Raw genomic sequence first — 12666 nt, 5'->3', positions numbered from 1 at the left:
ATTATGGTAGGAAAGAGAGTTCCAAATTATATTAGAATTCATGATGCATTAAAAGATGAAGTCGAAAATGCAATTTGGAAAATAGGACAAAGACTTCCGTCTGAGCGAGATTTGGCTGAACGATTTGGTGTCAGTCGAATGACAGCAAGACAGGCTGTTACCGCACTCGTTGACGAAGGGATTTTGGAACGCCGTGTAGGGTCAGGAACCTATGTGGCGAGTCGTCGGGTGCGTGAAAAAATGCGTGGCACGACTTCATTTTCAGATATTATCAGCAGTCAAGGCAAAGTACCATCATCAGAAGTACTAAGCTACGTGAAGACAGCACCAAATGATGTGGAATGTGAAAAATTACAGATTTCAAAAGAAGATTTGATTATCCGGATGGAAAGAATTCGGTATGCTGATCAAATTCCAATTTGTTTTGAAATTACGAGCATTCCCTATGATTTAGTCAAGAATTTTGATAAGAAAAATATCACAAGTAAGTTCTTTAAGACTTTAAGAGAAAATAATTATGAAATCTCACATAGTGAGCAGATTGTATCCGCTAAAAAGGCGAGTACAGAGCTGTCAGAATATCTTAAAACGCGTGTTGGCTCTGCCATGCTTGGCGTAACACAAACGTCTTATTTGGCAGATGGCCGTGCATTTGAATATGTTTTATCTCAATATGTCGGAGATCGTTTTGAATTTTACTTAGAAAGATAACATTGTTATCTTTTTTTGTTACCTGCTGTTTTATTTTACGTATAATAAAATGGAGGTAGTCATGTACGAAATCGCTGAAAATACTTATCCCTTGTCCCCTAGAGAGCGTCTGGTCGTGCTTGGTGCAGAAAAGTGTACAGATCAAGAACTTCTTGCCATTCTCTTGCGGACTGGTACACGTGAACAGTCTGCGTTGGCAGTGTCCACAGCAGCATTTAAAAAATTTCAAACCATCGAAAATTTCAGACGATCAACCATTACGGAGTTGAGTCAGATTAAAGGAATTGGCAAAACAAAAGCTATCGAAATTCGTGCCATGATTGAGCTTGGCAGACGAATTCAAACCAGTGAGCGACAGCGTTATGGACAGGTCATGAGTTCAGAAGAGTTCGGAGGTAGTTTGGTTGATGAGATGCAAAATTTTGATCAGGAGCATTTGGTTGCCATTTATTTGGATGCGCAAAATCGAATCATTGAGAAAAAAACGGTTTTTATCGGGGCAGTTAACCGCTCTATCGCTAATCCGAGGGAAATTTTACATTATGCGGTCAAACAAATGGCAGTTGGACTGATTGTGGCACATAATCATCCGTCAGGAAAAACGGCACCGAGCGATCATGATCGGATATTTACAGCACAGATTGCAGAAGCTTGTGATTGCTTAGGCATTCATTTTTTAGACCATGTCATCGTTGGGAAAAAAGAATATTTCAGTTTTCGGGAAGCAGCTTTATTAGATGATGATTAAACAACAATACATCTATCTTTTTGGAAGATTATAGTGTATAATTTTTTTAGAGGTGTATGAAGTGGAGGAGCGAGATGAGAAAAGGGGTTGTGGTTGCATTACTTGCGGCATTGGTTGTCTTGACGGGCTGTTCAAATGCGCAGGCTGCTAAGACGAATATATCAAAGGATAATCTTGTTGGAAAGTGGGCAGAAACACTTGCTCAAAAAGAAGGACTAAGTCAGCAATTAAATGACCTTCGTCAAAACAAAAATCTTTCATCTGTGACTTATTACAAAGCTCTCCTACGAGAAGCAGGGCAACAACTTTTGGATCAGCGCCAAACCTACTCAAAAGAAAGCGTTAGGACGCAGTTGGTCAATCAGCTTGATAAGTTGAACTTAGATAAGACAAAGCTTAAAGAATGGATTTCAGTGGACAATCTTCAACAACTTGAAGATTTAGCCAAAGAAAAAACCGAAATCAAGCTCCATTTGAATGATAAAATCAATCTGAAAATAAATGATAAATATAAACTTTATCTGAAAAATATTGATCGCCTGATTAAAGAATACGAGCAGTTGATGGATTAGATAAGACTAGAGATTACAGCGCTTACGTAAATCTTAATTTTTTTATCCTTATATCTCAATTATTTGTATCATTATTTAAAAATGTTATAATTATGACGAGAGATTGTTTGGCACACAGGTAATCTCTTACAATATTGGTACAATGTGGTATAATAACTACATAAACATAGATCGAAACAGCTCATTTTTTTGCACTGTTTTTTTGTATCTTCAAGAACCATATTTTTAAGGACATCAATTAAATTGATTAAAAAAATAGATTTGATAGAATGGAGATATACCTATTATATTACCCCCTTCTAAATACCGCCTTGTTGGCGGTGTTTTTGCTCAGCAAAATACTTGATTTGAGTCGCTCAAATGTTAAAATAGAGGTGGGTAAATCATTACCCAATAGATATTTCGGTGTAGAGCGCTCTTGTGGAGCGCTTTTTTGTGAGGGAAAAATCTGTTGCAACTTTACAACAAAACGCAAAAAATTAGCTCATTTGTTGTAAAGTTGTTGTAAGTAAAAATATCTACTAATCTTTTTAATGTTTCACAAAAGAAAAAAACAGCTCAACAGAGCCATTTTTTACTTTATAAATGTATTAGTTTTCCGCATTTCCATTCATGAAAAAGAGGAGGGTTTGAAGTTCTTTGGTTAAATCGATGGATTGAACGACGACGTCTTCTGGTACGTAAAGGCGAACAGGTGCAAAGTTTAATATTCCTTTAATCCCTGACGCAACTAAGATATCAGCGACTTCTTGGGCGTCTTCCTTACGGACGGACACGATGGCTGTTTTAATATCAGAGTTGGCTATATTTTTTTCTAAATCTGAAATATTATAGATGTGAATGCCACCATCTGTTTGAGTTCCAACCATTGGATTTCCTGCAATATCGTAGGCTTGCGTAATGCGCATTTTATTACGGTCTTGGAAACTATAGTTGATCAAGGCACGGCCCAGATTTCCGACACCGACAAGTGCGATGTGTGTCTCTTGGTCTTGTCCCAGCAATTCTGCGAAGAAGTCGCGCAGGACAATGGTTTCATAACCATAGCCACGTCGGCCTAATTCACCGAAAAGTGAGAAGTCGCGACGGATTGTGGCAGCATCGACACCAATTTTTTCAGAAATGATAGTCGAATTTGTGCGGGTGGTGTTTTCATCAACGAGTCCTTTAAAGAGTCGATAGTACTGAGGCAACCGACGTGCAGTAGCTTTAGGTAATTTTTTGTTTGATTTGATTTCTGACAATTTGATTACTCCACTTTCTTAAAAGGATAAAGTCCTTGTGATTATTTTATCAAATGCTTGTGAAATATGCAACCAATTTATATCGAGAAGCGAACATTTCTCATTTTCTAATGAAAAAAAGCGATGAAATATGATAAAATAAAAGAGATAGTAGAAAAAGGTGTAACATGATACTGATGCAAGGAAACAACATCGCCAGAACGTTTGGGGCAGATGTTTTATTTGAAGGAATAAATTTTAGTTTGCAGGACCATTCACGGACGGCTTTAGTCGGTCGCAATGGCGCTGGGAAATCAACATTATTGAAAATAATTGCTGGCGTGGAAGAAGCCAGTAGTGGAACAATTTCTAAGGTAAAGGATTTATCTTTGAACTATTTGGCACAAGACCAAGGTTTGTCGTCAGAGCTGACCATTTATGAAGAAATGCTTCAGGTCTTTTCTGGGTTACAAGCCATCGAAACGGACTTGCGTCAGATGGAAATGCAGATGTCAGAACTGACAGGAAGTGAATTGGCTGAACTGATTGAGCGATATGATGCGATTTCTGAACAATTTCGCAGAGATCACGGATTTACTTATGAAGCCGAGATTAGGTCTGTTTTAAACGGTTTTAATTTTAAGGAAGAACACTGGACACAACGGATTTCAGAACTTTCTGGTGGTCAAAAAACGCGCTTGGCCTTAGCTAAAATGTTGCTTGAAAAGCCAAATTTGTTGATTTTAGACGAACCGACCAACCATTTGGACATTGAAACTTTGGCTTGGCTGGAGAATTATCTCAAGAATTATGCAGGTTCTTTGCTGATTGTCAGTCATGACCGCTATTTCTTGGACAAGGTTGTCACAGAAGTTTTAGAGCTTTCAAGGGGCGAGTTAACCCGTTTTTCTGGTAATTATTCCCGCTATATCGAGCTTCGTCAACAAAAAGAAGCACTCGAAGCCAAAGAATTTGATAAGCAACAAAAAGAGATTGCAAAATTAGAAGATTATGTCGCTAAAAATCTGGTCCGTGCTTCCACTACAAAAATGGCTCAATCACGGAGAAAACGCCTTGAGAAAATGGAACGACTTGAGGCACCTAAAGCCAATGAAAAAGCGGCTCATATCATGTTTTCACAAGAAAAACCGTCAGGGAATATTGTCCTGACAGTCGAAGATGCCGCCATCGGTTTTGTCAATGATGACACAACAGAAATCTTGGCCGCTCCTATTTCGATTGATGAACGTAAGGGCGAAGCGATTGCGATTGTCGGGCCAAATGGCATTGGGAAAACAACCTTAATCAAATCCATTATCGGACAAATTCCATTTATTTCAGGCGAAGCAAAATTGGGAGCCAATGTTTCGGTCGGTTATTATGACCAAGAACAAGGCCGTTTGACGCCGTCAAATAGTGTTTTAGATGAGTTGTGGAATGACCATGCTTTGCTGCCAGAAGTGGAAATCAGAAGCATTCTGGGTTCATTTCTCTTTAGTGGCGATGATGTCAAAAAATCCGTTGCCATGCTTTCAGGTGGTGAAAAAGCTCGTTTATTGCTTGCCAAATTGGCCATGGATCATGATAATTTTCTAATTTTGGACGAACCAACCAACCATTTGGATATTGACAGTCGTGAAGCCCTTGAAAACAGTTTGATTGACTACGAGGGAACGCTTTTGTTTGTCAGCCATGACCGTTATTTCATCAATCGGGTCGCGACAAAAGTGATTGAGCTTTCTCCAGACGGTAGTCAAGTCTTCCTTGGAGATTATGATTATTATTTAGAGAAAAAAGCGGCTGATTTAGCCTCTGTCAGTGCTGACCAGATTGAAAAACCTACTGAAACTGCAGGACAGCTTGATTTTCAAGCACAAAAGGAAGTTCAAAAAAATCGTCGCAAGATTGAACGAGAAGCAGAACGTTTGGAAACGGAACTGGATCAGATTGATAATGAAATCACAAACATTACGACACAAATGCACAATATTTCGGATGACTTTGTGAAATTGGGTGAGCTACAAGCCCAATTAGATGCCTTAAGTGAGCAAAAAGATGCAGTTGAACTCGAACTTCTTGAAGTTATGGAAATGCTAGAAGATTGAGCAAGATGGATTGGCACTTGCAAAAATCAATTGACTTTGGTAAAATATGAACAATTAAACTTTTAAACGAGTCCAGAGAGGCTTGCAAGGTTATCACAGTGAAAGAGACATTCCGTTTTCTGACCTTTGTCAGTGCTGACGGTGTGATTTTTTCGAAAACTAACACTTGCAAGCGGCAAGTGTTTTTTGTTTAAGAGCTTAAATTTTGTTTTACAAGGAGAATATCATGTCACTTTCACAAAACATTGCACGCGGCTTGTTGGAGATTGAAGCAGTCAGCTTGTCACCTAAAACACCATTTACTTGGGCTTCAGGCATTCAATCGCCGATTTATACGGACAATCGCATTACACTTGCGTATCCTGAAATTCGCACGGTCATTGAAGATGGTTTTGTTGATTTAATCAAGGCTGAGTATCCAGAGGCTGAAGTCATTGCAGGGACAGCAACGGCAGGAATTCCTCATGGTGCTATCATTGCTGACAAGATGGATTTGCCATTTGCCTATATCAGAAGCAAACCAAAAGATCATGGTAACAAACGTCAAATTGAGGGGCCCGTGACCAAAGGGCAAAAAATGGTTGTGATTGAGGATTTGATTTCGACAGGAGGGAGCGTTCTTTCGGCTGTGGCAGCAGCTCAAAATGAAGGTGCGGAAGTGCTTGGCGTTCTTGCCATCTTTACTTACGAATTGGAAAAAGCGACGCACAATTTTGAAGCGGCAGGCGTTTCCTTGTCAACGCTGACAAGCTATACGGATTTGATTGAAGTTGCACATGAGACGAACCAAATCTCCAAAGAAGAACTTGAATTACTCCAAAAATTCAAGCAAAATCAAGAAAACTGGCAAGATTAACCAATAGGCTTAGCTAAAGGAGAAGGCATGCTTTTAATAAAAAATGGTCATGTGATTGACCCAAAAACCCAGTTCGACCAAGTGGCAGATCTTTTAATTGACGGGGAGAAAATCATCAAAATTGCTCCTCATATTCAGCTTGAAAAAGGGATGGAAGTGCTTGATGCCAGTGGCAAAATTGTTGCACCGGGCTTAATTGACATTCATGTTCATTTTAGAGAACCTGGTCAGACCCAGAAAGAAACCATTCATACGGGAGCTTTAGCGGCTGCCGCGGGAGGCTTTACGAGCGTGGTCATGATGGCAAATACAAGTCCTGTGTTATCGAGTCCAGAGTTAGTTGCGGATGTATTGGCGTTGTCTAAGATGGAATCCATTCATATTCATACGGTGGCGTCAATCACGTCCCAATTTGATGGCGAAAATGTGACGGATTTCAAAGCACTTGCGGAAGCTGGCGCTGTTGGTTTTTCTGATGATGGTGTGCCCTTGAAAAGTTCGAAAATTGTCGCGGAAGCATTGAAAAAGGCAAGTGCGGGCGATTGGTTGATTTCATTGCACGAAGAAGATCCTGATTTGGTGGGAACTTTAGGGCTGAATGAGTCTGATTTGCTAAAAGCCCAATGTGGAATTTCTGGTGCCTCAAATATGTCAGAATACAGCATGATTGCTCGAGATGCTATGCTTGCGCTTGGAACTCATGGACGCTTGCATTTCCAACATCTGTCAGCCGGTCAGTCGGTTGATGTCGTTCGATTTGCCAAACAAATGGGTGCAAGAGTCAGCGCAGAAGTAACGCCGCAGCATTTTTCACTGACAGAAGAGGCTGTCATCTCGGTCGGAAGCAATGCCAAAGTGAATCCACCCTTACGGAAATCAAGTGACATTGACCAAATCATCGCAGGCTTAAGGGATGGGACAATCGATGTGATTGCGACTGACCACGCCCCACATACCAAGGATGAAAAGGCACAAGCATTGGCAAAATCCCCATCTGGAATGATTGGTTTGGAAACCTCGCTTCAACTTGGGTTGACGCATTTGGTAGCTAAAAAGCACTTGACGCTCAGCCAGTTGCTTGAAAAAATGACCTGTAATCCTGCTGAATTATATGGCTTTGATGCAGGCTATCTCAAGGAAAACGGCCCTGCGGACATCGTGATTTTTGATGCCGAAATTGAACAAGAAATCGCCGACCATTTTCAATCCATGGGCAGTAACTCGCCATTCATTCGGCAAAAAGTGAAAGGACAAGTCCAGACGACGATTTGTCGAGGGAAAGTTGTCTATCAAAAATAAAAACGCCGCATGCGGCGTTTTGTTTATTTTCTAAACTTTAGCAATGGATAAATTCCTAAGAACAGGAGCAAACCAACCTTGCTTAAGTTGCTCGTTTGCGAACTTTGTCCTGTTTGAGGTAAGCTGTTTTGAAGGTGTGAATTTGCTGTCTTTTTATCCGTTGCTGTTTGCTTTTGGACAGCTAATGCTTGTGGCTGTTCTGTTTTGTCAGCTCTGATAGCAGGCTGTGTGTTCGGAGTATTGGAAGGGCCAGTAGGTTCTATATCGTCTGGAAGTTCAGGACTTACAGGAGAATTCAACAACTGATAGACATAGTAAATCTCAATCTGCTTATTTGGCTGATAAATTCCGTTGGCATTGCTTGGAATTTTGTTTGTTGCTAGCTGATAGGCCTGACCATTGAAGCTGATTTTTTCAGGGACCATTTCACTTTGCCAAGTCTGATAGTTTGGGGCTTGTTCAGAAGCCAGCCAACTTTCTGTCAGTGCTGACGTGCTTGCTGCAATCCGTTTGCCTTGCTCATCAATAAAGTGAACAATAATTGTTCCTGTATATTGAACTTCTGGCAGGATTTTTTCATAAAAATAGGTAACTTCAATCGTTTGTCCAGCCTGATAGTTACCTGTTTGATTATCAGGGAGGAGGGATTTGATGAGGCGATAACTTGTGCCGTCAGCTGTGTCAATGCTTTCAGGCGCACTGGTTTCATAAGTTGGCGCGGTTTGTCCTTCTTGCCATGTGGGCGAATTCAACGTTTGCGATGGCGCAATTGGCGTCTTACTTCCTTGTTCAAGATAATGAACTTTAACCGTCCCTGTCAGCAAATGCGGGGTGATTTGTCCAATAGCAAGCCCTTGATTGCCACAGAGATAGGGGCTGGCGTCAAGTTCGTATTGGCCCGCGCCACTAACCACCAAACGATAGGTGATGTACTGGTTGGCTTGCCCGCAGACATAGACAATCACTTCATCATAGCGCTGACTTCCATCAGCAGTGAACAGCCAGACGGGACTGCCTTCTTTGCCCTCGACCGTTAGCCCTTTCGACACGGGATAAACATGACCATTTCCAGCAATGGTTTTGTGGGGCTGATTTTCCAGAACAATGCCATCTGTCGTTGCGCTAATTCCGCTGCTGTCAGCGCTGACAGGCTGGAGAACGAGGAAAATGACAGCCATAAAAACGGAGAGGAACAGTGTTTTTAATAGAAACGTTCGATTTTTCATGAGAAACCTCCTTTAAAAATAAATTCGAGCAACCGAAATGATTGTGCAATCATTCACGAGTTGTTCTACTTTTATTTTAGACATTATCTACGGTTTCGTAAAGGGATGAAAAATTGACATGTTGACAATAAATTCTTTCATAAAATCAAGCAATACGGGCATTTATATGATCCTTTTGTGGACAATCTGACAAGTTTTAATTTTGATTGAGCGACCAAAACCAAAGTAAAAGTCACTCGATTTTGACGGTAAATCTATGGTATAATAATGTTATGACATACTATGAAGAATATTTGAGCGGGCATTTGATTTTACCAAAAGCCTTAATGGAACATTTTGCTCAGCTTTTTCCGAGTTCAGACGATTTTTTGGTTTGGCTTTATTTCTATGACAATCGGGATATTGCACCAAGCGAAATTGCGCATAAGACAGGTAAAAAGTTGACGCAGGTCAATCATTCAATAACAGCGCTGCAAAATTTTGGTTCTCTTAAAGTAACCTTGATTGATTTGGCTGGAGAAGTAGAGACGATTTTTGATGTGAGTCCGGTATTTAAACATTTGGATCAACTCAATGGCCATGCTGAGCCAGAAAACCAAAACGAAGAAGCCACAAGTCCATCTGAAGACAATCAGTTGAAGGATTTGGTTGAAACCTTTGAAGCTGAAATGGGTGTGATTTCGCCCATGCAAATTGATGAATTGAGAGCCTTACTTTTTGAAGACAAATACGAAGCTTCTCTCATCAAATTGGCCTTGAAAGAAGCAGTTTTGAACCGTAAATTGTCGTTTAAATACATTAAAGCCATTTTGAGAAACTGGAAAAATGAGGGCTTGACGAATGTTCAGGCAGTGGAAAACAAGCAATCTGATTTTCAAGCCTCTAAAAATCCAAAACAAACGAAAACACAAGACTTTTATATTCCGATGGATGGTATTTGGAATTAGAAAGAACAGCCATGTTAAGTAAGAAAAAATACCTTGAAGCGCTTGAAATCATCATGCAGATGTATCCAGAAGCTCGAGGAGAACTGAACTGGGAAACGCCGTTTCAGCTTTTAATTGCGACCATTTTGTCAGCACAGGCGACAGACATCGGTGTCAATAAGGCAACACCAGGCCTTTTTGCCGCTTATCCAGATGCAGAGCGTTTAGCCCTTGCTGACATTGGCTCGATTGAAGAAAAAATTAAAACCATTGGTCTCTATCATACCAAGGCAAAGAATATTAAGGCTGCGGCACAGATGTTGGTGTCTGATTTTGATTCGATTTTGCCAAGAGATAAGGCGACCCTGCAAAAATTACCAGGTGTTGGTCGGAAAACGGCAAATGTCGTGTTAGGCGATGCGTTTGGCGTGCCAGGCATTGCGGTGGATACCCATGTGGATCGCGTGTCAAAACGGCTCAACATTGTTCCTCAAAAAGCATCTGTTTTAGATGTTGAAAAAACGCTGATGCGGTATATCCCTGAAGAAGAATGGGTTTCGGCCCATCATCATTTGATTTTCTTTGGTCGTTATCACTGCACAGCAAAAAACCCAAAGTGTGAAGCATGTCCTGTTCTTTCATATTGTAGGTTTGGTCAGGAAAGATTAGGAGTAGATTAAAATTAAAATGATTAAAGCTCATTTATCATTGCGACTTAAAGAAGTCGCTTCTTTTGTGAAAAAAGACGCACGTCTTGCCGACATTGGTTCAGACCATGCCTTTTTACCCACCTATTTGATGGAAGAAGGGCAGATTGATTTTGCTGTTGCCGGTGAAGTGGTAAAAGGTCCTTTTGAAATTGCTAAAAGTCATGTGCTCGAAGCTGGCTTGGCTGACCAAATCCATGTGCGCTTGGCCAATGGCTTAGCTGCCATTCAAGAGGCGGACAAAATTGATAGTATTGTAATTGCTGGTATGGGTGGGCTATTGATTTCCGAGATACTGGAAGCTGGCTTGGATAAGATCCATGAGCAGACTCAGCTTATCTTGCAACCCAACAATCACGAAGATACCCTGCGGGAGTGGCTAATGGATAATAGCTTTGCGATTGAAGCAGAAAAAATAGTCCTTGACGCAGACAAATTCTATGAAATCATTGTCGCAAAAAAAACGAGCCAAGCTATCAATTATACGGCAGAAGATTTACACTTTGGCCCTTATTTGCGGAAAGAAAAATCCGACGTTTTTGTTAAACGTTGGACCAAAGAAATGAAGACACTACAGGCAATTTTACAACATTTGCCAGACTCAACCATGCCTAAATATGAGGCAGTTTTGTCAGAAATGACAGAAATAGAACAGGTTTTGAAATGAAATTAAAGAATTGTATTGCTAAATATGAAGCTTTTTGTCCTCAAAATTTGGCGCTTGCTGATGATCCCGTCGGCCTACAAATTGGAAGTCTCGACCAAGAAGTCAAGAAAATTTTGGTAACGCTGGATATTCGGGAACAAACGGTTCAGGAAGCCATTGATTTGGGTGTGGACATGATTTTTGCCAAGCACCCCGTCATTTTTCGGCCCCTGTCTGCACTGACAGCTGAAGATGTGCAAGAAAATATTATTTTGCAACTTGCCAAAGCTAATATAGCTGTCTATACTAGTCATACCAATATTGATGTGGTCGCTGGCGGATTGAACGATGATTTTTGTCAATTGTTGAACCTTCAAGATGTAGAGGCTTTAGAGGCTGAAACAGGCATGGCAAGGATTGGGAACATTGAGCCATTGTCGCTGTCAGAACTGACAGAAAAAGTGAAAACTGCTTTTGGCTTGACGCGTTTGCGGGTCATTTCCTATGATCATCAGATGAACCAAGAAATCAAACGGGTTGCCATTTGCGGTGGAACTGGTGGCAAATTGTGGGCTTTGGCAAAGGAGCAGGGCGCAGATGTCTTTATCACAGGTGATATATATTACCATACTGCTCATGACATGTTATCGCATGGCCTTCTTGCCATTGATCCGGGGCATTATATTGAGCATTTGTTCATTCCAAAAATTGCTCAATTTTTACGAGAGGCTGAACCTGAACTGGAGATTTTCGAAAGTCAGGCTTTGACCAATCCATTTTACGACATTTAAAAAAGAGCCGAGGCTCTTTTTTATTGTTCGTAAGGTTTGATGACCCATTCGTTGAGGGCGTATGCGACACCAGACTCAGCGTTTGATTTTGTGACATAAGTCGCAATTTTTTTGAGTTCTTCCTTGCCATTCGCCATGACAACTGGACATCCTGCCGCTTCAAGCATTGAACGGTCGTTTTCTTCGTCGCCAATGGCCATTACTTCATCGATATCGAGGAACAATTTCTTCGCCAAATGTTTTAAAGCAGAACCCTTGCTGGCTTTTTTATTCATGAATTCAAGATAGTAAGGGGTTGATTTAACCATATTGAAGCGTTCAAAGAACTCGAAAGGCATGTAAGCAATGGCTTCGTCCAATTTTTCTGGCTCGTCAACAGTCATCACTTTTGAGATTTCAAGTGCGCCGATTTCTTCAGGTAAGCGATAGTACAAAGGCATTTTGACCATGGCAGCTTCGTGAACCACGTATTTACCGATGTCACGTTGACTCGTATAAATCCCTTCACGTGTAATTGCCATCAAAGGCACATTGATTTTACGAGCCATTGCGTCAATGTCAAGGAAATCTTCACGAGAAATGGATTCTTTGATGAATTCTTCGCCTGTATCTGCACGTTGAACCAAAGCACCATTGTATGTGATGACATAATCACCGTGTTCAGTCAGTTCAAGTTCTTCTAAAATATCTGTAACGCCCATCAATGGACGACCGGTACAGATGACGATTTTCACGCCAAGCGTCTTGGCTTTTTTGACGGCTGCTTTAACTTCAGGCGTGATTTTACGTTCTGGGTCAAGTAGTGTTCCGTCAAGGTCAATGGTAACTAATTTAATCATGTGAGACTTTCTATGTA

13 protein-coding genes are annotated in these 12666 nt (G+C 40.8%); 10 read left to right on the top strand and 3 right to left on the bottom strand.

What is annotated here, in order from left to right; genetic code table 11:
- Window positions 1–3 precede the first annotated feature (3 nt).
- The 3 genes from GHI45_RS06190 (at window position 4) to GHI45_RS06180 (ending at window position 2031) form a co-directional block, all read left to right on the top strand.
- The gene (locus GHI45_RS06190) at window positions 4–711 is read left to right on the top strand and encodes a GntR family transcriptional regulator (protein ID WP_147779947.1); all 708 of its coding nucleotides are present in this window, start codon (window positions 4–6) and stop codon (window positions 709–711) included.
- Between the two features lie 61 nt (window positions 712–772).
- On the top strand, window positions 773–1459 hold the full coding sequence (radC, locus tag GHI45_RS06185; protein WP_147779946.1) for a DNA repair protein RadC: 687 nt from the start codon (window positions 773–775) through the stop codon (window positions 1457–1459).
- A 74-nt stretch (window positions 1460–1533) separates the two neighbouring features.
- A complete protein-coding gene (locus tag GHI45_RS06180; RefSeq protein WP_147779945.1) occupies window positions 1534–2031 on the top strand; it encodes a hypothetical protein in 498 nt (165 codons plus the stop codon).
- 590 nt (window positions 2032–2621) lie between these two features.
- Here the strand turns inward: GHI45_RS06180 and GHI45_RS06175 are convergent.
- Entirely contained in the window at window positions 2622–3275 is a 654-nt protein-coding gene (locus GHI45_RS06175) for a redox-sensing transcriptional repressor Rex (protein WP_147779944.1), read from the bottom strand.
- Between the two features lie 167 nt (window positions 3276–3442).
- Between GHI45_RS06175 and GHI45_RS06170 the strand changes: the two genes are divergently transcribed.
- The 3 genes from GHI45_RS06170 to GHI45_RS06160 all read left to right on the top strand — a co-directional run bounded on the left by GHI45_RS06170 (window position 3443) and on the right by GHI45_RS06160 (window position 7514).
- Window positions 3443–5359 (top strand): ABC-F family ATP-binding cassette domain-containing protein, encoded by a 1917-nt coding sequence (locus GHI45_RS06170; protein WP_147779943.1) that lies wholly within the window; start codon window positions 3443–3445, stop codon window positions 5357–5359.
- 226 nt (window positions 5360–5585) lie between these two features.
- A complete protein-coding gene (pyrE, locus tag GHI45_RS06165; RefSeq protein WP_147779942.1) occupies window positions 5586–6215 on the top strand; it encodes an orotate phosphoribosyltransferase in 630 nt (209 codons plus the stop codon).
- 27 nt (window positions 6216–6242) lie between these two features.
- Entirely contained in the window at window positions 6243–7514 is a 1272-nt protein-coding gene (locus GHI45_RS06160; protein ID WP_147779941.1) for a dihydroorotase, read from the top strand.
- Window positions 7515–7537: 23 nt separating this feature from the next.
- Here GHI45_RS06160 and GHI45_RS06155 read toward each other — a convergent pair whose 3' ends face one another.
- On the bottom strand, window positions 7538–8740 hold the full coding sequence (locus GHI45_RS06155; protein ID WP_147779940.1) for a MucBP domain-containing protein: 1203 nt from the start codon (window positions 8738–8740) through the stop codon (window positions 7538–7540).
- Between the two features lie 272 nt (window positions 8741–9012).
- Here GHI45_RS06155 and GHI45_RS06150 point away from each other — a divergent pair, with 272 nt between their 5' ends.
- From GHI45_RS06150 to GHI45_RS06135, 4 genes are read left to right on the top strand one after another with little or no spacing between them, the layout of a single operon-like run.
- Entirely contained in the window at window positions 9013–9687 is a 675-nt protein-coding gene (locus tag GHI45_RS06150; protein WP_147779939.1) for a DnaD domain-containing protein, read from the top strand.
- Window positions 9688–9698: 11 nt separating this feature from the next.
- Entirely contained in the window at window positions 9699–10346 is a 648-nt protein-coding gene (nth, locus tag GHI45_RS06145) for an endonuclease III (RefSeq protein ID WP_147780005.1), read from the top strand.
- Between the two features lie 7 nt (window positions 10347–10353).
- On the top strand, window positions 10354–11040 hold the full coding sequence (locus tag GHI45_RS06140) for a tRNA (adenine(22)-N(1))-methyltransferase TrmK (protein ID WP_147779938.1): 687 nt from the start codon (window positions 10354–10356) through the stop codon (window positions 11038–11040).
- Window positions 11037–11810 (top strand): Nif3-like dinuclear metal center hexameric protein, encoded by a 774-nt coding sequence (locus GHI45_RS06135; protein WP_147779937.1) that lies wholly within the window; start codon window positions 11037–11039, stop codon window positions 11808–11810. Before GHI45_RS06140 ends, GHI45_RS06135 begins: the two co-directional genes overlap by 4 nt.
- Window positions 11811–11830: 20 nt before the next feature.
- On the opposite strand, the gene yidA is transcribed toward GHI45_RS06135, so the two are convergent.
- Complete coding sequence (gene yidA / locus GHI45_RS06130) at window positions 11831–12649, bottom strand: sugar-phosphatase (protein WP_147779936.1); 819 nt, start codon at window positions 12647–12649, stop codon at window positions 11831–11833.
- Between the last annotated feature and the right edge of the window lie 17 nt (window positions 12650–12666).

It is taken from the genome of Lactococcus sp. dk101 (genome assembly GCF_009601055.1).
Taxonomy (GTDB): Bacteria; Bacillota; Bacilli; order Lactobacillales; family Streptococcaceae; genus Lactococcus.
The sequence above is the reverse complement of the archived record's forward strand: the minus strand, read 5'-3'. Positions and strand labels throughout refer to the sequence as shown.

What these genes read in the sequence shown, in the direction of transcription:
- GHI45_RS06150 (WP_147779939.1), top strand. Translation starts at nt 9,013, where the DNA reads ATGACATACTATGAAGAATATTTGAGCGGGCATTTGATTTTACCAAAA.
- GHI45_RS06155 (WP_147779940.1), bottom strand. Translation starts at nt 8,740, where the DNA reads ATGAAAAATCGAACGTTTCTATTAAAAACACTGTTCCTCTCCGTTTTT.
- pyrE (WP_147779942.1), top strand. Translation starts at nt 5,586, where the DNA reads ATGTCACTTTCACAAAACATTGCACGCGGCTTGTTGGAGATTGAAGCA.
- nth (WP_147780005.1), top strand. Translation starts at nt 9,699, where the DNA reads ATGTTAAGTAAGAAAAAATACCTTGAAGCGCTTGAAATCATCATGCAG.
- GHI45_RS06160 (WP_147779941.1), top strand. Translation starts at nt 6,243, where the DNA reads ATGCTTTTAATAAAAAATGGTCATGTGATTGACCCAAAAACCCAGTTC.
- GHI45_RS06190 (WP_147779947.1), top strand. Translation starts at nt 4, where the DNA reads ATGGTAGGAAAGAGAGTTCCAAATTATATTAGAATTCATGATGCATTA.
- GHI45_RS06135 (WP_147779937.1), top strand. Translation starts at nt 11,037, where the DNA reads ATGAAATTAAAGAATTGTATTGCTAAATATGAAGCTTTTTGTCCTCAA.
- GHI45_RS06170 (WP_147779943.1), top strand. Translation starts at nt 3,443, where the DNA reads ATGATACTGATGCAAGGAAACAACATCGCCAGAACGTTTGGGGCAGAT.
- yidA (WP_147779936.1), bottom strand. Translation starts at nt 12,649, where the DNA reads ATGATTAAATTAGTTACCATTGACCTTGACGGAACACTACTTGACCCA.
- GHI45_RS06140 (WP_147779938.1), top strand. Translation starts at nt 10,354, where the DNA reads ATGATTAAAGCTCATTTATCATTGCGACTTAAAGAAGTCGCTTCTTTT.
- GHI45_RS06180 (WP_147779945.1), top strand. Translation starts at nt 1,534, where the DNA reads ATGAGAAAAGGGGTTGTGGTTGCATTACTTGCGGCATTGGTTGTCTTG.
- radC (WP_147779946.1), top strand. Translation starts at nt 773, where the DNA reads ATGTACGAAATCGCTGAAAATACTTATCCCTTGTCCCCTAGAGAGCGT.